At 41.1% G+C, this 19,864-nt stretch carries 17 protein-coding genes; 10 read left to right on the top strand and 7 right to left on the bottom strand.

Translation table 11 applies throughout. The features are described from left to right. Positions 1-23 precede the first annotated feature (23 nt). The 3 genes from WJM94_RS16225 to WJM94_RS16215 all read left to right on the top strand — a co-directional run bounded on the left by WJM94_RS16225 (position 24) and on the right by WJM94_RS16215 (position 4,003). Positions 24-1,442, top strand: a complete 1,419-nt coding sequence (locus tag WJM94_RS16225) for a M20 family metallopeptidase (protein WP_444495229.1) — start codon at positions 24-26, stop codon at positions 1,440-1,442. Further along, entirely contained in the window at positions 1,432-2,586 is a 1,155-nt protein-coding gene (locus WJM94_RS16220) for a M20 family metallopeptidase (RefSeq protein WP_444495228.1), read from the top strand. Before WJM94_RS16225 ends, WJM94_RS16220 begins: the two co-directional genes overlap by 11 nt. 97 nt (positions 2,587-2,683) lie before the next feature. Next, the gene (locus tag WJM94_RS16215; RefSeq protein WP_444495227.1) at positions 2,684-4,003 is read left to right on the top strand and encodes a D-serine ammonia-lyase; all 1,320 of its coding nucleotides are present in this window, start codon (positions 2,684-2,686) and stop codon (positions 4,001-4,003) included. 84 nt (positions 4,004-4,087) lie between these two features. Here WJM94_RS16215 and WJM94_RS16210 read toward each other — a convergent pair whose 3' ends face one another. Then, complete coding sequence (locus WJM94_RS16210; RefSeq protein WP_444495226.1) at positions 4,088-4,552, bottom strand: Lrp/AsnC family transcriptional regulator; 465 nt, start codon at positions 4,550-4,552, stop codon at positions 4,088-4,090. Positions 4,553-4,746: 194 nt separating this feature from the next. Between WJM94_RS16210 and WJM94_RS16205 the strand changes: the two genes are divergently transcribed. After that, positions 4,747-5,763, top strand: a complete 1,017-nt coding sequence (locus WJM94_RS16205; protein ID WP_444495225.1) for a 1-aminocyclopropane-1-carboxylate deaminase — start codon at positions 4,747-4,749, stop codon at positions 5,761-5,763. Between the two features lie 171 nt (positions 5,764-5,934). Beyond that, positions 5,935-6,417 carry a YbaK/EbsC family protein gene (locus WJM94_RS16200; protein ID WP_444495224.1) on the top strand — a complete coding sequence of 161 codons (483 nt, stop codon included), beginning with the start codon at positions 5,935-5,937 and terminating at the stop codon, positions 6,415-6,417. Positions 6,418-6,517: 100 nt separating this feature from the next. Here the strand turns inward: WJM94_RS16200 and WJM94_RS16195 are convergent, their stop codons facing one another. Next, complete coding sequence (locus WJM94_RS16195) at positions 6,518-6,991, bottom strand: Lrp/AsnC family transcriptional regulator (protein WP_444495223.1); 474 nt, start codon at positions 6,989-6,991, stop codon at positions 6,518-6,520. A 290-nt stretch (positions 6,992-7,281) separates the two neighbouring features. Then, entirely contained in the window at positions 7,282-8,328 is a 1,047-nt protein-coding gene (locus WJM94_RS16190; protein WP_444495222.1) for an ornithine cyclodeaminase, read from the bottom strand. Between the two features lie 169 nt (positions 8,329-8,497). On the opposite strand from WJM94_RS16190, the gene WJM94_RS16185 reads away from it, so the two are divergent. Beyond that, entirely contained in the window at positions 8,498-8,917 is a 420-nt protein-coding gene (locus tag WJM94_RS16185; protein WP_444495221.1) for an Lrp/AsnC family transcriptional regulator, read from the top strand. A gap of 165 nt (positions 8,918-9,082) precedes the next feature. Here the strand turns inward: WJM94_RS16185 and ctlX are convergent, their stop codons facing one another. Further along, entirely contained in the window at positions 9,083-10,012 is a 930-nt protein-coding gene (gene ctlX / locus WJM94_RS16180; protein WP_444495220.1) for a citrulline utilization hydrolase CtlX, read from the bottom strand. Positions 10,013-10,836: 824 nt separating this feature from the next. On the opposite strand from ctlX, the gene arcA reads away from it, so the two are divergent. From arcA to WJM94_RS16165, 3 genes are all read left to right on the top strand, one after another. Beyond that, positions 10,837-12,060: an arginine deiminase gene (gene arcA / locus WJM94_RS16175; protein ID WP_444495219.1), complete on the top strand. Its 1,224-nt coding sequence runs from the start codon at positions 10,837-10,839 to the stop codon at positions 12,058-12,060. Between the two features lie 181 nt (positions 12,061-12,241). Then, positions 12,242-13,687, top strand: coding sequence for a YfcC family protein (locus WJM94_RS16170; RefSeq protein WP_444495218.1), 1,446 nt, complete (start codon positions 12,242-12,244; stop codon positions 13,685-13,687). A gap of 348 nt (positions 13,688-14,035) precedes the next feature. Beyond that, positions 14,036-14,494: an exoribonuclease R gene (locus WJM94_RS16165; protein ID WP_444495217.1), complete on the top strand. Its 459-nt coding sequence runs from the start codon at positions 14,036-14,038 to the stop codon at positions 14,492-14,494. Between the two features lie 178 nt (positions 14,495-14,672). On the opposite strand, the gene WJM94_RS16160 is transcribed toward WJM94_RS16165, so the two are convergent. Both WJM94_RS16160 and WJM94_RS16155 read right to left on the bottom strand, forming a co-directional pair. Continuing rightward, positions 14,673-15,704 carry a GlxA family transcriptional regulator gene (locus WJM94_RS16160; protein ID WP_444495216.1) on the bottom strand — a complete coding sequence of 344 codons (1,032 nt, stop codon included), beginning with the start codon at positions 15,702-15,704 and terminating at the stop codon, positions 14,673-14,675. 143 nt (positions 15,705-15,847) lie between these two features. Then, complete coding sequence (locus tag WJM94_RS16155) at positions 15,848-17,407, bottom strand: alanine/glycine:cation symporter family protein (RefSeq protein WP_444495215.1); 1,560 nt, start codon at positions 17,405-17,407, stop codon at positions 15,848-15,850. Positions 17,408-17,964: 557 nt separating this feature from the next. Between WJM94_RS16155 and WJM94_RS16150 the strand changes: the two genes are divergently transcribed. Further along, entirely contained in the window at positions 17,965-18,933 is a 969-nt protein-coding gene (locus tag WJM94_RS16150; RefSeq protein WP_444495214.1) for a LysR substrate-binding domain-containing protein, read from the top strand. A 121-nt stretch (positions 18,934-19,054) separates the two neighbouring features. On the opposite strand, the gene WJM94_RS16145 is transcribed toward WJM94_RS16150, so the two are convergent. Next, entirely contained in the window at positions 19,055-19,825 is a 771-nt protein-coding gene (locus WJM94_RS16145; protein WP_444495213.1) for a DeoR/GlpR family DNA-binding transcription regulator, read from the bottom strand. Positions 19,826-19,864: the final 39 nt, after the last annotated feature.

Raw genomic sequence — 19,864 nt, 5'->3', positions numbered from 1 at the left:
TTTTACACCTCAAAGGAGTTGTTATGAGCCGTGAAATTGCGATTGAAAAAGTCACTGAATATTTTGATTCTGGTAAGTTTCTTGAAGAACTAACTGCACGCGTTACCGTTAAAAGTGAAAGTCAAATCGCCAGTGGTTTTCCTGCCTTGAGCGAGTACCTTGAAAAAGAAATGGTACCTTACTTAACTGAAATGGGATTTAGCTGTGAAATCCTTCCTAATCCTGCTTCAGACGATGCATCAGCCTGGCCGTTTCTACTGGCGGAACGTATTGAAGACCCTTCATACATTACCCTTCTTTCGTACGGGCATGGCGATGTAGTACGAGGCTACGACAACGAATGGCGTGAAGGATTAAAACCGTGGGATGTGACTGTTGAGGGAGACTTCTGGTTTGGCCGTGGAACAGCAGACAACAAAGGCCAGCATTCAGTTAATCTAGCGGCTCTTAAAACAGTCCTGGAAACACGAGGAAAACTCGGTTTTAACGTGAAAATTCTTCTGGAAATGGGCGAAGAGGCGGGATCACCGGGTCTGGCTGAATTCTGTGCTCAGAATCGCGATAAATTGGCGGCCGATCTGTTCATTGCGTCAGACGGTCCAAGGGCTGGTGCGGAGCTACCAACCGTATTTCTTGGCTCACGGGGTTCCTTAAACTTTGACCTAACGGTAAATCTTCGTGAAGGCAGTCATCACTCTGGAAACTGGGGTGGGTTGTTGGCGAATGCTGCCACAAGGCTGACTCATGCATGGGGCTCTCTGGTGAATTCTGAGGGACGTATCCTGGTTCCTGAATTGCTTCCGGAATCGCTACCAGATGCCGTTAAAAATGCGGTTAAAGATATTCCTGTTGGACAAGGTGAAAATGATCCGGTGATTTCTGAAGAGTGGGGTGAGCCAGGGTTTTCTCCAGCGGAACGCGTGTTTGGGTGGAACACGCTAGAAATACTGTCGATGAAAGCGGGTAACCCTGAAGCACCGGCAAACGCGATACCGGGTCAGGCATCTATCCATGCGCAACTTCGATATGTGGTTGGCAGCGATAGTGATAACTTCCTGAAACACATCAAAGCGCACTTGACCAAGCATGGGTTTGATGACGTAGAAGTCACTGCAGCAGGCGTTGTGCAAATGCATGCTACTCGTTTGAACCCTGACGACCCTTGGGTTCATTGGGTTCTGGATTCAGTTAAGCGCACAACAGGTAAGAATCCGACTTTGCTACCTAACCTAGGTGGTTCACTACCGAATGACTGCTTTGCTAAAACGCTCGGTTTACCAACCGTTTGGATTCCTCACTCTTACCCTGCTTGTTTACAACATGGGCCGAATGAACATATGTTAGGGTCTGTGGCAAAAGAAGCTCTGCAATTGATGACCGGCGTGTTCTGGGAACTTGCAGAAGTAGGTGCGGGTATCAAGGAGTCAAGAGATGCAGCATAGTGAAAGGATTCATTTCCTTACTGAGTGGCTAAAGGAAAATGAACCACGAATGGTCGAAATGCTTGGTCATATTGTTAATATCGATTCGTTTAGTCACGATCCGGAAGGGGTGCAGTCAGTACGAGAAGTGTTTATAACAGCATTGATAGACACTGGCATTCCAGTGACAGTTATTGATGAAAGCGATACTCATGCATTGCATGCGTCCGTCGGTGAAGGCGCTGACCAGCACATATTTTTGACCGGCCATATGGACACCGTGTTTAAAGGTGGTACTGTCGCTGAAAGACCATTTATTCTTGAAGACGAAAAGGCGTTTGGACCGGGCGTTTCAGATATGAAGGCGGGCCTGGTTATGAATGTTTTTCTTCTTATGGCATTTCATGAGCTTAATCATATTGCACCTTTGCCATTCAAGGTGAGTGTGTTCTTCACTGGTGATGAAGAAATTGGTTCTCCTAATGGTAAAGAACTCATTCAAAAATACCTGAAGCCCGCAACCGCTGTTTTTAATGCAGAGCCTGGACGTATTTCCGGTAATGTGGTTAAAGCGCGCAAAGGTGGTGGTACTTATGTGGTGGATGTCACGGGTGTTGCTGCACACTCAGGAGTCTGTCACGCAGACGGTATCAGTGCAGTGGAAGCTCTGGCTCGAATTATTCAGTCAATTCATAAGCTGACGGATTATGAAACAGGCGTAACAACTAACGTCGGCGTAATTCAGGGCGGTACCACTCCGAATACCGTAGCCCCTTTTGCTTCAGCCAAAGTAGACGTGCGTTTTATGACTCTCGAACAAGTCGAGCAGATTGAAGCGCTGTTGGAGCAGTGTGTTACTTCTCATGGAGTGGGTGGTGCAGAGGCAACTATCAAGAAAATTGCCGGCTTTTTGCCATTCGAAGAGCATGCTAGCGCACATCTATTAGCACTGTATAAGCAAGAAGCGAATAGCATGGGCTTACAGGTTGATGGAGAGTTCACCGGTGGGTGCTCTGACGCAGGTTGGACATCAGCGATGGGCATTCCAACTTTGTGTGCGACTGGTCCGGTAGGTGGCTATGCTCACACGGAGCGCGAGTTCTGTTGGGTGAATACTTTTGCTGAGCGAGCGACAGTGGTTGCGCGGTGCTGTTTAGCTCTTTAAATTTTGGTTGCTAACGGTGACAAAAAAGTCAGTTAAATGAATAGGCACAGAGTGGTTTCAAAAACTGTTCTGTGCCTTTTAACATAAGGAAAAGTGAATGAACGAGACTGCTATAAAACAATTAGTCGATGATTACCCTATTGTTCAGCAACTGATTCAGTTAGAAGAAACGTGTTGGTTTAACCCTGAAGTGACTGAACTTGAGGTGGCATTGCCCTATGTGGGACTCGATCAGAGCGATGTGAAGGATGCTTCTGACAGATTGTTTCGCTTCGCTCCGTACATTAAAAAAGCATTCCCTGAAACAGAAGTAACAGAAGGCATTATCGAGTCTCCGCTTGTTTGTGCTCCTAAGCTGAAAGAAGTCTTACAGCAAAAAGTTCCAAATCAAATACTGGGTGATGTTTATATTAAAAAAGACAGCCATTTGCCTATTTCAGGCTCGATAAAGGCACGTGGAGGAATATACGAAGTACTCACTCATGCAGAATCGTTAGCGCTGGAGAAAGGGTTGATCACCAAGGAAGAGGATTACAGTAAGTTACTGAATGAAGAGTGTCGTACTCTGTTCTCCCAACACCGAATCGCCGTGGGTTCAACCGGAAATTTAGGTCTCTCTATTGGCATCATGAGTGCAAAGCTCGGTTTTGATGTGACAGTACACATGTCGGCTGACGCAAGAGAATGGAAAAAGAATAAGCTACGTGAACATGGTGTAACCGTTGTTGAGTATGAGGAAGATTATGGGATTGCCGTTGCTCAGGGACGTAAAATGGCAGAAAGCGATCCGCAATGCTTTTTCATTGATGATGAAAATTCAAAAACACTTTTTCTAGGTTATGCCGTTGCTGGCGAACGACTCAAAGCACAATTTGATGAATTAGGTATCGTTGTAGATGAATCAAATCCGCTGTTTGTTTACTTACCTTGTGGCGTAGGTGGTGGACCGGGTGGGGTGGCTTTTGGACTTAAGTTAGCGTTTGGAGATCATGTACACTGTATTTTTTCTGAGCCTACACATTCGCCGTGCATGCTGCTTGGCGTACACACGGGTTTGCACGACGGTATTTCAGTGCAGGATATTGGTATTGATAATAAAACTGCAGCAGACGGCTTGGCGGTAGGACGTCCATCCGGTTTTGTTGGCAGGGCAATGCAACGCCTGATTGATGGCTATTTCACCATCAGTGATGAGCATATGTTTGAGTGGTTAAAAACGTTAAATCATCAGGAAAACATTAAAGTTGAGCCATCAGCAGCATCTGCAATCTATGGGCCGGTTGTGGTCAGCAATCATCAGCAATACCTTCAACGAATAGGCTTAACTCCGGATGTATTAGCCAACAGTACTCATGTTATATGGGCGACTGGGGGAGGGATGGTGCCAGAAGAAGCAATGGCCCAATATTTATCCTGAGTCTCCATTCATTCTACAAGTAATGCATTCCAAAAGTAATGCATCCCACGATAGAAAGCCTGTGACTAAGGGTTACAGGCTGTCCTAAAACGCCAGTGGCGCGTTTTCAATCACTTCTTTCATTACAAAAAAAGTACGAATTTGACGAACGCCAGGTAGTGCGAGCAGATGGTTTGCATGAAGTTGGTTAAAGTTGGCCATGTCTTTCACACGTATTTTTAAAAAGTAATCAAATTCCCCGGCAACGAGCTGGCAATCAATGATCATCTTCAGCTTCACGATTGAAGTTTCAAATTCCGCAAAACTTTCCGGTGTCGACCTATCAAGCACCACACCCACGATAACCAATGAGCCAAGTTCAATATCGACAGGGTTTATTTCCGCACGAATCGATTTCACTACACCTAGCCTGAATAGTCTATCAACTCTTCTATGGCACGTAGCGGGGCTAATGTTGGCGAGTTCTGCCAGTTCAGCATTCGTTTTGCGGCCATCTCGCTGTAAAAGTTGTAATAACTTGCGGTCTGTTCGATCTAATGTGTTTGTCATGAAAGAATATTCCATATTAATTGATTGCATTTACAAAATTTAACCTCCTTTGTTATTAAAGTGAAATTAAAAGTGAAAATAACATATAAAAATGAAAGCACATTTTATCTAAATTTGGATAGTCTGTATCACATAGACGGCAGGGAAATTCCACCGGATTAAAGAAAAGTCAGGCGATAATAAGGAAGTTATTTATGAACTTAGAAAAATTTGAACGTTACCCACTAACATTCGGCCCAACACCTATTGAAAAGCTAAGCCGCTTATCTGAATTTTTAGGTGGCGATGTAGAAATTTATGCTAAACGTGAAGACTGTAACTGTGGTCTGGCTTTTGGTGGTAATAAGATCCGCAAACTCGAATACATTGTACCTGACGCTATTGCAGAAGGTGCTGATACGCTAGTAACAATCGGTGGTGTTCAGTCAAACCACACTCGATTAGTGGCGGCTACGGCGGCAAAAATCGGCATGAAGTGTCGTTTAGTCCAAGAAAGCTGGGTGCCATTCCAGGATGCAGTATATGACCGTGTGGGTAATATCTTGATGAGCCGCGTTATGGGTGCTGAAGTAGAGTTAGTTAATGACGGTTTTGATATTGGGATTCGTGAGAGTTGGAAAAATGCATTGGCAGATGTTGAAGCTAAAGGTGGTAAGCCTTACCCAATTCCGGCTGGTGCATCAGAACATAAATATGGTGGCTTAGGTTATGTTCGGTTTGCTGAAGAAGTCCGTGAGCAAGAAGAAGAGATGGGCATTAAGTTCGATTACATCGTGGTATGTACGGTAACGGGTTCAACCATGGCTGGTATGGTAGTGGGCTTTGCTGAGGATGGCCGTGCACGAAACGTTATCGGTATCGATGCTTCAGCGACACCAGAAAAAAACCACGCTCAAGTACTTCGTATTGCACAACATACTGCAGATTTAGTTGAGCTTGAAACGCCAATTACCAAAGAAGATATCGTTATCATCGATGATTATGCTTACCCGGAATATGGCGTACCTTCAGAAGAAACAAATGAAGCGATTCGCATTGCAGCTCGTACCGAAGGTATGATGACGGATCCGGTATATGAAGGTAAGTCTATGCAGGGGTTAATTGACCTTACTCGTAAAGGTTATTTCCCTAAAGGTTCTAAAGTACTGTATGCACACCTTGGTGGTGTACCCGCTATTAACGCATACAGCTACATTTATCGAAATGGTTAACTCTTTCCTGTATGAGAAATAACCTTTTTAGCCCCAGAATTGGGGCTAAAATGATTTACCAAACCTCTTGCCAACTAGGTCTAAAGCAAGTAAACCATATGTCTGTATCTTATTATTGGCACTACTTTGGTCAAGAAAGCCCAATCATCAGATTACGTAAAGGAAATATGAATGTCTGAAAATTTAAAATCTAGTGCTAGAAAAGTTCAGGACTGTTTATCTTCACAAGGTTATGATTTTGTGGTTAAAGAGTTTTCTAGTTCTACTCGTACCGCTCAAGATGCAGCGGAATCTATCGGCTGTGCTGTACATCAAATAGCTAAGTCTCTTATTTTCAAAGATAAACGATCAGGTTTACCAATATTGGTGATTGCGTCAGGCAGTAACAGGGTTGATACAAAAAAGATAAAAAATGCGCTTGGGAATCCAATTTCCAGAGCTGATGCAGATTTTGTAAGAGAGAATACAGGATTTGCTATTGGTGGCATCCCACCCGTTGCTCATAAAACTAAACTACAAACCTTCCTTGATGAAGATTTAAAATCACAAGAGGTTATATGGGCAGCTGCAGGAACACCAAATTCTTTATTTGAACTAACCCCAACAACACTCGAAAAGCTAACAGGTGGTTATTGGTTAGATTTAGCAGATTAGAATACAACTAATTACATAGCAAAATCTTTAGTAAGTTTTATTACGCCTACAATTATATATTGGGGAGCCGTGTGGATGGGAGATGATTACTATTGCAATTTTAACGTAATGTATCCAAATCAACGTAAGTCGTTGGTCTGTTCTCTTCCATTACGACATGTGATTGAATCGTTGCTGAATACTCTGAGTTACTTATGAGTCGATCATTGATTTCCAGATAAGCTTGCATGTCGCGACAGATAATCTTTAGGATATAATCACATTCTCCACTTACTGTATAAAAATCTACAATTTCAGGGATTGATGTTGCCATCGCCTTGAAAGCTAATAACTCTTGATAGGAGTGATGGCGAAGTTTTACGTTAGCGATACATGTAACAAATCGGCAGACATTTCTCAGATTTACATGGGCATGGTATCCGTCGATAAACCCCTCTTCTTCCAAGCGGCGGACGCGTTGCAAGCAAGAACTTGGTGCTAAAGCGACTTGATTCGCTAATTCTTGATTGGTGATTCTTCCGTTCCTCTGAAGAATATCAAGAATACAATAATCCGTTTTGTCCAATTTTTTCATATTATAAAGCCTGAGGAAAGCACTGCTCACGGTGCAATTAATAATTTGAAAGATAATATGAGACTTTCTCTAGAATTACTAGAATGAATAATATTAATAAACTTCGCTCTTAATATCTCTATTGGCGAAATATTAATCGACAGTTATTGAAAAAACCTGATAGCCTTCTGTCCCTATAACTACCGTTACATGCAAAGTTAAATCAATAGCCGCTAAGTGACTGACAAGTGCGAACGGAGCATATAAAAAATCCTGATCAGCTCCGCTCGCTGTGGGGAAGTTAAGATAAATTAAGCAACTTGTAGTACAGAAGATTTATTCTTGCCAGTCATGATACCGAACAAATCTTTAGGATCTTCCATTTTAGGAATCAGTTCGACAGCTTCCCCTACGTTGAGTTTTACCGCTACATCATATATGTAGCGTAATACGGACAGATCTTCTAAGGCGAATCCTACTGAATCAAAAATAGTGATCTGATGTTGGCTATCGCGTCCGTGCTCTTCTCCAGCAATGACTTTCCATAGAGGATGAACAACATGCTCAGGTGGTAGTTGTTGGATATCACCCTCAACTCTTGTTTGTGGCTCATGCTCTACAAAAATCTTTCCGGCATTTAGAACATCGATATGAAGCTCTGTTTTACCAGGGCAATCACCGCCAACACCATTAATATGCATTCCCGGTTCAACCATATCAGGTGTCAGGATCGTCGCGTATGCTTTATCAGCGGTGACAGTAGTTATGATGTCCGCTCCCTTTACACATTCTTTAGCGGAATTTGCCTTGACTACCTTAAGAGCAGGATAGACTTTTAAATTGTCCGCCACTTTGTCCATGGATTGATTGTCAATGTCAAAAATGCGTAGCTCATTGATCCCTAGAATTGTATGGAAAGCGATAGCCTGAAACTCACTTTGTGAACCGCAGCCAATCATTCCCATGATATTCGATTCTGGATTAGCGAGCGCTTTAGCGGCCATAGCGGATGTTACAGCGGTACGAAGAGCAGTGGAAATGGTTAGCTCACTCAGCAGTCTTGGAAATCCGGTAGACACATCGGACAAAGCACCAAATGCCATTACAGTCGATAAGCCTTGTTTGGGGTTTGATGGATGACCATTTACATATTTGAACCCGTAATTATTGCTATCTGCGACAGGCATCAATTCTATGACACCAATATCACTGTGTGCTGCGGTACGTGGTGACTTGTCAAATTCCTCCCAACGACGGAAGTCATCTTCCATATAAGTCAAGAGACCCTTCATAAATGTTTCCGTACCGTGACTATCGACCAGTGAACTGAGTGCATTAACATCTAAAAAAAGTGTCATCCTTAACCTCCAATTGTTGTGTGATTGATTCACTTGTTTGTTAAGGAAATCTTATCCTCGAACTCAGCCAACAAAAAGTCAGATAAATGTACAAATATTTATAATAATCTGGCATTTTGCTATGTATAGGTTACATTGTGACTAAGTTCCTACCTTTAGGATAAAGCTCATGGATGATACAGATAGACGACTATTAGCCCTTCTTAGAAAAGATGCCCGCACTCCGGTAATTACCTTGGCAAAAGAACTAAAAGTATCGAGGGCGACAGTACAAAATCGGATTAATAAACTTGAACGTGATGGCGTTATTCTCGGTTATACAATAAAGCTTCATCAGCAGTCAGAGAGTCATGTTGTTAAGGCAATCATGAGTATTTCTGTCGAGGCAAAAGACGAAGCCGGTGTGTTGGATCAACTTCATGCATTTCCAGAAATACTGTCCATCTACCATACAAATGGACATTGGGATCTTATCGCTGAAATACAGGCCGAGAATCTCTCAGTACTCGGGGAGTTGTTAGGACGTATACGGTCAGTAAAGGGTATTGTCCAGACTGAAGCGAGCTTGCTACTTAATTTAATTTTCTAAAAGTTATTGGAGTTAAAAGTGCAGTTTTTTGATTTTTAGAAGTTTTTTATCTTAGTTTTATTGAGCCGGAGGTTTTATTGAGCCAGAGCATTAACGTTTAATGATCGATTACTCTGGCCCTTATGGGAAATTATCTAGCTATGAACGTTAGCTAGCATAGTACATCTAACGGTCTCTTCTTTTTAGATGGATTCCTGCCAGCATACATCTAACTGAGCCTCCAGCTAGCTCTATTGTCGGAATAGATATAGGAATTATTTTCGCATACTTTGTAATGGTATTAATTTGCGTCGTCGTGAGAACGTCATAGGCACGCTTGGATATAGCGAGAAGCGTTTCTCCTGTTTCGCTCGTCAATTCAAGAGCGTTACCGGCAAAATTATCAATCTGATCATAGCTTAGTTCGATGACCTCCCGTCCACTATCCAGCAGTCGGTTTTTGATCTCTTCGCGTCTTGCTGTATCTACAATCATATCTAGGCAAATTAAAGCATAGTTAGTTCCTATCGCCATCATCACATTGGTGTGATAGATAGGGATGCCTTGTCTATCCGCGCTGTCAAATGCCATCGGCTCATATCCGAACATAGTACAAAACCTTTCTAGGATAATATCGCTCGCTCGGTTGGACTTAGCTGTGTACGCCACTCTCTCTATATGGTCTAAAACCATTGCGCCTGTACCTTCTAAAAACAGGTTGTCCCACTCTAGGCCAGAGAAATCCACAACAGATTGGACTCGATATTCTCGTTTTAAGGTTTCTATAATGTCGTCCCTGCGTTCGCGTCTTCGACTAGGAGAGTACATTGAGTGAATGGCGATATTGCCTCCTGAATGGGTAGTAAACCAGTTGTTAGGAAATACACTATCTGGCGTTTCCTTGTCACCGTAATCATGGAAAACATGAACTTTCACACCATGGTTTTCTAATGTCTGAGCCATAGACTCAAACTCTTGTTTAGCAAGTCCACTGATATCCTTGTTAGTATTATTATTAATGTTCTGAAAAGCATTGTCTCTTGAAGTTTCAGGGTTGGAATAGAAGTTCCATGGACAAACCATCGCGACGGCATTTGGTGACTGAACTAGAGCCATAATTTACCTCAATAAAAAGTTATATATACCATTCATAGCGCCCCTTTTTTAAGGAAGCTAAAGCGTCCAATTAAACGCGTTAAAATGTGACGACTGGATGTATCAAAACATGCTTGTAAACCTGAATACTCATTTGCCTGTTGAATTAGCGTGTTTAGGTTACTGGATGATACCTGTTCATAATTAATTGATTACATCACTGTTCTAAAGCACAGCATTAGTTGTGCCAAAAATTACGAACAAATTTATTATGGCAACTAATTAAACCTGATTTTGTATATTTAATAAAAACGAAATTTAATTAGATGAATGAGTGATAAATCGAATATAATTTCGTAGTGGGAGTTGGTTAATGTTTGAATTTTAATAATTTGCACCAATAGGGTGTTATATTATGGTGCATTGTGATCTATATTGGTGCATTATTTCGTCTTGTCTAATATTCTTCGGTTTAGCTTCTTTAAAAAAATATTGGTATGGCTAAATTCAGAATAAAATATTGCGACCATAATATTTATGTAACTGGCAATTTATTACATATTTATGCATAAATTATCGAGTTGTAATGACCGTATTTTGAACCGTTCGACTTTTCCTTCTATATAGGGAAAAGTAAAAAATGATTTTTTTGCTAGCATAAAAATAAATTTGATTGGCTGGTTAGTAAGACGTCTATTTGACGAGTTAAATTTGCAGTAATTAAGGTATTATTCTGATTTCGGCGTAAAATAACACAAAGTAAAGAATAAAATTCCGTTCATTGAATTTGATTTGTTTCTTTGTTCTTGCAATAAAAGAAAAAAATCAACATGGATGGAAATTAAATGAGTAATGAGTTGTTTGTAGGATCTGAAATCGGTCAACTGCGCAGAGTACTATTAAGCAGGCCTGAAAGAGCAATCACCCACCTGACCCCGTCTAACTGTCAGGAGCTTTTATTTGATGATGTACTGGCGGTAGAAGAAGCAGGACGAGAACATGATGTTTTTGCTGAAACATTGAGATCTCAGGATGTAGAGGTTTTATTGTTGCATGATCTATTAGTTGAAACGCTAAGAGTTGATGAGGCGAAACAGTGGCTGTTGAATACACAAATCTCGGACTACAGGTTTGGTCCTACTTTCGCTAAAGAGCTACGAAATTACCTGTCTACTCTGGATAATGAGCACTTAACCAGTGTGTTACTTGGTGGTTTGGCTTACTCAGAATTAGAGTTTGGCTCGGCATCAATGCTTCCTAAAATGAATCAACCGTTGGATTTCGTCATTGAACCTCTACCTAACCACTTATTTACTCGTGACACCTCTTGTTGGGTATATGGTGGTGTATCTCTCAATCCAATGATGAAACCTGCAAGACAAAGAGAAACCAACCACTTACGGGCAATCTATCGTTGGCATCCAACTTTTGCTGGCGGTGATTTCGTTAGATATTTTGGTGATGATGATCTTCACTATGACAACGCAAACATCGAAGGTGGAGATGTTTTGGTACTTGGTAAAGGGGCAGTACTTATTGGAATGTCCGAACGAACTACGGCTCAAGGTGTTGAAAACTTAGCAGCGAGTTTATTTAAATCTCAACAAGCAACTCAGGTCATTGCCTTGGAGCTTCCGAAACATCGTTCATGTATGCACCTTGATACGGTGATGACACACCTGGATACCGATACCTTCTCTATTTACCCTGAAATTATTAAGCGTGATTTGGTAACTTGGCAGTTAACTCCGAAGTCTGATGGGAGCGTTAGTGCGAAACAGCGACCAAATTATGTTGAAGCCGTCGAATCCGCTTTGGGGATTGATCAGCTAAAGTTCATTACAACTGGTGGTAATAGCTATGAAGCTGAACGTGAGCAATGGAATGATGCTAATAACTTATTAACGGTCAAGCCAGGAGTCGTTATTGGCTACGAACGAAATGTATACACGAACGAGAAGTATGATAAAGCGGGTATTGAAGTACTGACCATTCCCGGTAATGAGCTGGGAAGAGGGCGCGGTGGTGCTCGCTGCATGAGTTGCCCTATAGAGAGAGATGGGATTTAATATTTCTATTTATATCTCCACTTTATTTAATTAAAAATAATACATCAGGAAAATATTATTATCTTGGTGTGTTACTTAATTTAAAGTATAGAGTCATTTAATATTTATATTTTTTTGTTTATATGAAAGCATGATTGTTTTATTAAATTAATCATTTAAAACATATGCTTAAGGATTTGATGTGACAGTAGAATCTGTTAATAAAGAAAAGGAATTAAATTCCCGTGTAGGGTTTAAATTTCCTTCTGCCTATACCATTCTATTTATACTTATCGCAATAGTTGCCGTTATGACCTGGGTAATTCCAGCGGGTAAATATGACAGAGTTATTAGTGAGGAACTTGGAAAGAAAGTACCAGTTGCGGGTACTTATCAGACTGTTCAAAATAACCCTCAGGGAGTTGTGGATGTTTTTTTAGCACCTATCGATGGGTTCTATGACCATAATACCTATGAAGCAGCGGCAATTGATGTCTCCCTGTTTATTCTAGTTATTGGAGGCTTTCTTGGCCTTGTGACTAAAACTGGTGCGATTGATAAGGGTATAGAAAGCGTAACTTTCAAACTTAAAGGTCGGGAAGAACTAATGATACCGATCCTCATGGCTTTGTTTGCTGCTGGAGGAACGATATATGGTATGGCGGAAGAGTCTCTACCTTTTTACTCTCTACTTGTGCCAGTAATGATGGCTGCACGCTTCGATCCTCTTGTTGCTGCTGCAACCATTTTACTTGGTGCGGGGATCGGAACGTTAGGTTCTACGATTAATCCTTTTGCCACTGTGATTGCATCAAATGCAGCGGGAATTCCATTTACCGATGGTATCTTTGTACGAATCTCTATCCTTGTACTCGGCTGGGTAATCTGTGTCGCCTACGTTATGCGCTACGCTAAAATGGTCCGCAACGATCAAAGTAAGTCTCTCGTATATGACAAATTTCAAGAAAATAAACACCACTTCTTAGGAAATAACACCTTAGATAATCAAGCGTTTACTACTACACATAAAATGATTCTACTGGTTTTCGGTGTTTCATTTGGCATTATGATTTATGGCGTGTCGGTTGCTGGATGGTGGATGGCCGAAATATCCGCTATGTTTCTGGCAGCGAGTATAGTCGTTGGCTTGATAGCAAGAATGAGTGAAGACGAGTTCATCGCCAATTTTATTGAAGGCTCGCGAGAACTGTTAGGTGTGGCATTAATTATAGGAATTGCTCGGGGTATTGTGGTTGTGATGGATAGAGGCATGATCACAGACACCATCTTATATTCAGCAGAGCAGGCAGTTTCTGGGTTGTCATCTATTACTTTTGTCAATGCGATGTTCTTTCTTGAAGTCCTTCTATCATTTTTGGTGCCGTCATCATCTGGTCTCGCTGTCCTGACTATGCCAATTATGGCTCCGTTAGCCGATTTTTCAGGGGTTGGCCGTGAACTGGTGGTCACTGCCTATCAGTCAGCATCAGGCTTGGTAAATTTGATCACTCCTACCTCGGCAGTAGTGATGGGAGGGTTAGCGATTGCACGAGTACCTTATGTGCGTTGGATTAAGTGGGTAGCCCCTTTAATCGGCCTGTTGACTTTGCTGATAGTGGTTCTACTCAGTATTGGATCGATTCTATAGAGACTAATTAAGCGTGTTCAGTGAGTACTGACACGCTTAGTTGCTTTCTTCCTACCAATGAATTTATACCATTATTCTGAATGAAATGTTCATAAAAACAATTTGTTATATTGAGATTGTTCATTGCGAATGACTGTCTTAAGTATAGTTTTATTAATGGTGTTTTGGTGCCTGTGTAAATTATATCAATCCTATACATACGTAAGGTATCTCTAACAAAGTGAGCCAGTTAGGTACTCACACAAGATATTTCTGTTTCTAACGACAAACGAGAATAAACAGTGGTAATAGAAATCTCAGTACTTACAATGCAAACACTGAAACTTATTACCAAACTAGAGTGATTTTATGCTTCGTGATTACACCTTCGATTGTCTTGTAACCATGCCTCGTCATGAACTGGAAGAGTTTAGTGCTCGCATGATCAGTAAAATGGTGCCAGAAGACGTGATGAATGAGCTGTTTACTTTTGAGCAAGAAGAAGTTGATAGTGAAGATCGCATGTTGTCGGCACGCCTTGATGCAATGTTGCGTATGACAGCAATTGCACTGAGTGAAATTCAACAGGCCTTTGATGACTCAGAACATGCGAACCAAAACAGTGAAAGAATGACGCGATTGGTCCTTTGGCACTTCTATGCGATCTCATTTCGTTTGGAAGAAGCTATCACTCTTGAAACGCATTGTGAGCAAGTTGAAAAACTGCTTGAAAACGCGCCTACGGATATATTTGCGTGGGTTAAAACGCTGACAGATCTTCTACATACTTATGCTGAGATCAATGCGAAACTAAATCCTCAAGGCTAAGTTTGTGTTAGGGCTGGTAAGCTATTTTAAAGCAGTAGAACCATGGGTTCTGGATAACTAAGCTTACCAATATTTAGCAGTTGCGAGATGTAGTTGCGGCCTTTTTATCGATACTGATAAGCGTTGGTAGAGTATTCGTGTATGGCTAAAGTTGTGATTTATAGAGATGGTTTGAATTTCATTGTTTCCGAACTGAAAGCGTGAGGCGTTGGCGAAGCTGTGTAGGTGTGTAACTGAAAAGGTCTTTAAAGCAATTACTGAAGTGACTACTACTAACGAACCCGCAGCTCAAGCCAATTTGAATAATGGACTCACGACTGTTTTCTAATAAGTCGTGGGCTCGCGCTAGTCGACAACGTATGTAATAACGTGAAGGCGATGTATCTAAATGCAATTGAAATAATCTCTCAAGTTGTCGTCTAGAGATAGATATACATCGAGCTAGCTCATCTGGTGTCAAAGGCTCTTCAACATTTGATGCCATTAATGACACTGCTTCTTTCAAAGTTTCAGGAAGCTCGCGAATGATTTCCTCATGGCCTAGACGAGAGCGAACTTCTTGGCGTCCTTCTGATGCTTGGTCACAACTTAATATTTCTCTTACAGCTCTCACAAGTGATGGTCCAAAATGACCATCAATAATATTTAACATCATTTCCAGAGCGCTATTAGGACCCGCACAACTGGCGCGGAATTCATCTACTTCAAAGGTATGCGAGGACAGTTGAATCTCAGGAAATGCAGTTCGAATAAAACTATGGCTGCTTGGATGTACTGCTGACGTAGTCTTTTTACTCAATGCATCTGCGTGAGCCAGTGCGATAGTACCATTCCAGATACTTCCTAAGCTTACTCCCTGAGTATCTATAGACCGTAAACCAGATTTCAATACGTCAGAACAACTTGTGTCACATCTGTATCCACCGCATACAAATAGCCAGTCAAGTGTCCCTCGGTTATGTAAATTCAATGATTCAATCGTTGAATCCGTAACAATCTCAATACCTATGTCACTGAGTACTTTACGTGAATCAATACCAAAGATATGAATATTATACAGAGCTTTTTCGTGCACTAAGTTAGCCGTGATTAAGGAGTCAATAGCCGCAGTAAATGCCATCATAGAAAAATTTGGCTGTAACAAAAATCCTATATGATATTGTTTTAATTTGTCTTTTCTAGTCGGTGAATTTTTAGGGTGCTGCAACATGATAATTACTCGTACGAAGGAATGGAGCGGCGTTTAAATGAACTTGAAAGGGTTTGATTAATTGATTAAATAGCCGGTAAGTTCGTGAGGAGCTAAAGCCAACGAATCGATATTTACGTTGGCTTTAGCAAATGGGATGCTAATTATTTTCCGCTTTGTTGTAGTAGTGAACCTTTTTTAACGTCACTTTTATCGTATTCAAATTCTCTATTAGTCTGAGATTTTTCAATGTGTGACTTGTTAATTTCAAGCCATAGATCCGCATTTTTTATTCCTAAAGACCGGGGATTAAAGTGGGGTTCCTTACCAGAATCAAGTTGGGAGATGTAGTCGTTGTAAACCTTGATAACTTGCGGGAATAAAAATATGAGCGCTATACCGTTTACCCAAATCATTACCCCAAGTCCAATCTCACTTACGGCCCATGCTATGCCTGCAGTTACGTTGAACCACATGAAGAACATTACACACATTAATACACGTAATACCCATATCATTTTTTCACGAACACTGTCGCTGATGTTGCGAGCCAAGTAGGCTAACCCAGATTCACCCTCGTAGTAGTACGCGATAGTTGTGGAAAATACGAAGAAAAGTAAAGACACAGCAACTACAATTCCACCCAAACCTGGCAGCACGGAGTTTACTGCTTCCTGGACCCAGATTACACCAACGCTATTAGCCGCAGCTTGTTCAGCCATAACTTGCGAGCCTTGTCCAATATAGATGTAGTCGTTTGTGCCAATAACATTAAAACAATCTGTAATTAGTATTAAAAAGGCAGTACACAAACATACAGCGACATCAATATAGACAGTGAAGGCATTGATCATGCCTTGCTCGGCTGGATGCTTACATTCAGCAGCAGCAGCTGTAGCGGGCGTTTCACCCATACCTGCACCACTAGAATTCACAGCTCTCTTGACGCCATAAACCAATGCACTTCCAAACAAACCGCCAAAAGCGGCATCACTTCCAAGTGCACTAGATAAAATAAGCTCTAAAGTGTCGGGAATCGCATGCAAGTTAGCACCTAAGACGACTAATGTTATGACAAAATAGAAAGCAGCCATCACTGGTACTATCAGAGTCGAGAATTTTGCAATGCGACGAATGCCGCCAGAAATCACAAGAAACAATAAGACTGAGACGATAGCGCCTGAAATAACGGGACTAATCCCCATACTACTTTCAAAAGCCATTCCAATGTTGTTTGCACCAGCACCACTCACAAACAGTGGTACACCAATTAATGCAAGAAGGGCAAATAATACAGCGACTGGTTTCCAACCTAAACCGCTTTCAATATAGTTGTATGGTCCACCTCGGAATTGACCATCTTGTCTAACTTTATAGACTTGGCCTAAGCTGTTTTCAGCAAAAGCGAGTGCGGATGTGATCACAGAGGTAATTAGCATCCACAGAACTGCTCCTGGTCCACCATACATAATTGCGACACATACTCCGCCAATATTTCCGACAGCAATACGATAAGCGGCTACAGAGCAAAATGTTTCAAACGGTGATATTCCATCTGCAGATTCACTTCCGCTTCGCAGCAAGCGAAACTGCAACCGAGGTTTAGTCAATGTGCCAAAACGCATTGCTATCATATAGGCCAGACTAACAAACAGTAGTAATAAAATAACAGGCATTGCCCAAATAGCACTGTTTATATTATTTACAAGTGTTTCTATATTCATTGTGTTCTCCTACACATATAGATGTAATTTCCTTATTTGGCGTTCATGAATATCTCTACTTCTTTGTTTGATATAAATTCGTTCTTTAAATTGAATGTGAATTTGGTGGTTTTTATAATTATTTAAATCAAATCGTTTGCATATGATAAATTATCAAACTTGATTTATATGAAACCGATATAACTGCAGGTAAGGTAATAATTTTAGTAATGCCTTTTTGCAGATATATGAGTTAATTTTTTGATGTTGTTATTTCTCCTTTTGTGCATAACTTGGTTAATCATGTTAAAGAAATGTTTCTTTATAGGCGAGAAACATTTAGTTCATACAAAGCATAACTTAAAGTAATAGGTTGCGTTCTGTATGCCCTATTAGCGCTTTCCGGTCCGGCTTTATGACCATTAGTTTCTTCGGGATGCTATTGGAATGAACGCTGTTCTAAGTAAGGGTGGGAGGACATGTATTGCATTGACCTATAAAGCGATATATGGTCTGTTGAGAATATGTGAACAGAAATTGGCGCTCGGTCTTGTAGGTGTAAGGAGATACCAGAGGATATGGCAAAGCATATAGAACCAGACAAAATCCTAATGAAAATGCCTTCATTGAGAGCGATAAAATCTTTCGTTGCAGCTGCAAAATATCAAAGTTTCACGTCTGCTGCAGAATCATTGTGTGTTACACAAGCCGCGATAAGTCGTCAAATTAGAGAGTTAGAAGATGCATTAGGAGTAAAGTTATTTAATAGAGTCGGGAGATCTATTGAATTAACAGAAGCAGGGAATATTTTCTATGATGCCGCTTATCTATCATTTGTTAATATTGCACAAGTTGCACAGCGAATTGAACATCAAAATGTGCAAAAAAAGGAAGTGACGATTTGCTGTTCACCCGCATTTTCAATTTGTTGGCTTTCCTTGCATCTTCCTACATTCATGTCTCTTTACCCGGAAATTAATGTAAATATAATAACAACTAACAGCATTCTAAGCTTAGAACCGGATGCTCATCCCGATTTTTTTATCAGCAAATGTTCCACATCTCTGAGCGGCTACGTATCGAGACCCCTTTTTCACGACATTATTTATCCGGTGTGTTCACCGAAGTACCTGGAATCTAATCCGGATATTCAGAATCTGGATTTTCTCAACGAATCAATGCTATTAAACTTGAGCCCTTATGGAAGGGCACAGTTAGCCGAGCACGTAGATTGGGATGTATGGTTTGCAGAGGTACAGCAAACATTTCAATTGAAGAACGGATATCGATTTACCTCAAATGACTATAATTTATTGATTAATATGGCCACTCAGGGGCAAGGTGTATGTTTGGGGTGGCATCACTTAGTGTCTAAATTGATCGAAGACGGAAGGTTAGTACGGGTTGGTGATTTGGAAGCAAGATACAAAGAGAAGTGTCACTATCTGGCTTATAACGAGGAAAAATCTAACGATCCTACGCTAATAATCTTTAGAGATTGGATACTGTCAGAATTCATCAAGGGAGACTTGCCTGCACCAGTGTAGTTTTTGCTGTTAACGATATTGCCCGTATTGATGAGGCATTTGATGGCATCGTTCGCGCTTATGTGATGCTACCTGATGCGAGTGAAGGTCTCTACGTTCGCTTGATGTCTGGTCTTTACCATCAAAGAGGATTACTGGTAATCACGGTACAGTCTAATTGATTAAAATAGTCTTTTACTGTGGAAATGTTTGGAGGACAGATTAGGTAATCAACATCTTCAGACGTCATAAATGGGTATGGTCCTAGTGCCTCAATTTTGTCTTCTGTACATAACGCTACGATAGCACCAGCTTTAGAGGTCACATGGCGTTTAAACTCACCGTCTTGATAGTGAATAGCACTGAACCCTGCCTCAGACGACCATCCACAAATTCCCACAAAGCAAAGATCAAATCGAAATTTGTTTAACGCTTCTACAGCTGTGATGTCTATGGCCCCACCAACCGCATAATTAAGCTCGCCACCGATAAGAATGGTTCTAATATGTTGCCTTTCCAGCAATCGAGTCGCGATAGCAGGGCTATTGGTAACTACGGTTAAACCGATGTCGTTAGGTAACAAGTTTGCAAGCATCATATGGGTACTACTCGCATCTAAGAATATAACTTGTTCAGCTTTAATAATGGATAATGCGGCAAGCGCTAAGGCTTGCTTTTCGTTATTTCGGTTTTCAAGACGTTGCTCTTGAGTCCCGGAAGGTGGGACGAGAGATAGCGCGCCACCGTGGATGCGTTTACAAAGTCCTTCATTAGCAAGAAAACGCAGGTCTCGACGTACAGTCGCTTCAGTCGTTCCGAGTTGTACTGCGAGTTCAGTTGCCATCACTTTGTTATGAGATTTCAGTAAATTCAGGATTAACTGATGGCGTTCTTCTGGTGAAAACTTTTCCATTATCATTTTCTATTCATGAGATAAGACAACTATTATAAA

The organism is Vibrio sp. YIC-376, assembly GCF_052353105.1.
GTDB lineage: Bacteria > Pseudomonadota > Gammaproteobacteria > Enterobacterales > Vibrionaceae > Vibrio.
This window is presented reverse-complemented; position numbering and strand designations above follow the sequence as displayed.

What these genes read in the sequence shown, in the direction of transcription:
- WJM94_RS16150 (WP_444495214.1), top strand. Translation starts at nt 17,965, where the DNA reads ATGGCAAAGCATATAGAACCAGACAAAATCCTAATGAAAATGCCTTCA.
- WJM94_RS16210 (WP_444495226.1), bottom strand. Translation starts at nt 4,552, where the DNA reads ATGACAAACACATTAGATCGAACAGACCGCAAGTTATTACAACTTTTA.
- WJM94_RS16200 (WP_444495224.1), top strand. Translation starts at nt 5,935, where the DNA reads ATGTCTGAAAATTTAAAATCTAGTGCTAGAAAAGTTCAGGACTGTTTA.
- WJM94_RS16205 (WP_444495225.1), top strand. Translation starts at nt 4,747, where the DNA reads ATGAACTTAGAAAAATTTGAACGTTACCCACTAACATTCGGCCCAACA.
- WJM94_RS16155 (WP_444495215.1), bottom strand. Translation starts at nt 17,407, where the DNA reads ATGAATATAGAAACACTTGTAAATAATATAAACAGTGCTATTTGGGCA.
- WJM94_RS16195 (WP_444495223.1), bottom strand. Translation starts at nt 6,991, where the DNA reads ATGAAAAAATTGGACAAAACGGATTATTGTATTCTTGATATTCTTCAG.
- WJM94_RS16165 (WP_444495217.1), top strand. Translation starts at nt 14,036, where the DNA reads ATGCTTCGTGATTACACCTTCGATTGTCTTGTAACCATGCCTCGTCAT.
- arcA (WP_444495219.1), top strand. Translation starts at nt 10,837, where the DNA reads ATGAGTAATGAGTTGTTTGTAGGATCTGAAATCGGTCAACTGCGCAGA.
- WJM94_RS16160 (WP_444495216.1), bottom strand. Translation starts at nt 15,704, where the DNA reads ATGTTGCAGCACCCTAAAAATTCACCGACTAGAAAAGACAAATTAAAA.
- WJM94_RS16225 (WP_444495229.1), top strand. Translation starts at nt 24, where the DNA reads ATGAGCCGTGAAATTGCGATTGAAAAAGTCACTGAATATTTTGATTCT.
- WJM94_RS16185 (WP_444495221.1), top strand. Translation starts at nt 8,498, where the DNA reads ATGGATGATACAGATAGACGACTATTAGCCCTTCTTAGAAAAGATGCC.
- WJM94_RS16215 (WP_444495227.1), top strand. Translation starts at nt 2,684, where the DNA reads ATGAACGAGACTGCTATAAAACAATTAGTCGATGATTACCCTATTGTT.
- WJM94_RS16190 (WP_444495222.1), bottom strand. Translation starts at nt 8,328, where the DNA reads ATGACACTTTTTTTAGATGTTAATGCACTCAGTTCACTGGTCGATAGT.
- ctlX (WP_444495220.1), bottom strand. Translation starts at nt 10,012, where the DNA reads ATGGCTCTAGTTCAGTCACCAAATGCCGTCGCGATGGTTTGTCCATGG.
- WJM94_RS16220 (WP_444495228.1), top strand. Translation starts at nt 1,432, where the DNA reads ATGCAGCATAGTGAAAGGATTCATTTCCTTACTGAGTGGCTAAAGGAA.
- WJM94_RS16145 (WP_444495213.1), bottom strand. Translation starts at nt 19,825, where the DNA reads ATGGAAAAGTTTTCACCAGAAGAACGCCATCAGTTAATCCTGAATTTA.